At 57.9% G+C, this 501-nt stretch carries 1 protein-coding gene; it reads right to left on the bottom strand.

Translation table 11 applies throughout. The features are described from left to right. Nucleotides 1-189 precede the first annotated feature (189 nt). Nucleotides 190-501: helix-turn-helix domain-containing protein (locus HA48_RS21980; protein ID WP_128603185.1), on the bottom strand; the 312-nt coding region annotated here is incomplete at its 5' end.

Here is a 501-nt window from a genome sequence, read left to right as displayed (position 1 = left end):
AGCTATGCATTACCAAAAGCGATTCAGGTTTTTACCCTGTTGGTAAGCGGCCTGCTGGAGAGTGTTATGCGTCCATAACCTTTATGTACCCTACACAGATTTTCAACTGACAGCCAGTCGTACACCAAGAGACCTGCAAGACTCCCCTCCGCTTCTCCCTTATTGCGGACTCAGCTCAGCCCTCCAAATTTACATCAGGCCGGGGCCGCGGAAGGTCCGGCGCCACTCGCTGGGGCTGACGTTAAAGCGGGTTTTGAAGTTCTGCCGGAACGAGACCGGCGACTGGTAACCCGCCAGCGACGATATGGTTTCAATGCTGTGATCGGTGGTCTCCAGCAGCTCCTGGCTGCGCTGCAGGCGCTGAGCGCTGAGCCAGTCACCCACCGTCATGCCGGTGGCCCTGATAAAGTGTCGCGTCAGCGTCCGCCGGCTCATGCCGGAGTAGCCCGCTATCGAGTCAATGTCGTGCCGCTTGTCCAGATTGCGGCGCAGGTAGTCGAT

This window comes from Pantoea wallisii, assembly GCF_002095485.1.
Classification (GTDB): Bacteria; Pseudomonadota; Gammaproteobacteria; order Enterobacterales; family Enterobacteriaceae; genus Pantoea; species Pantoea wallisii.
Note: the sequence above shows the minus strand (reverse complement) of the source record. Positions and strands in the feature narration are given on the sequence as shown.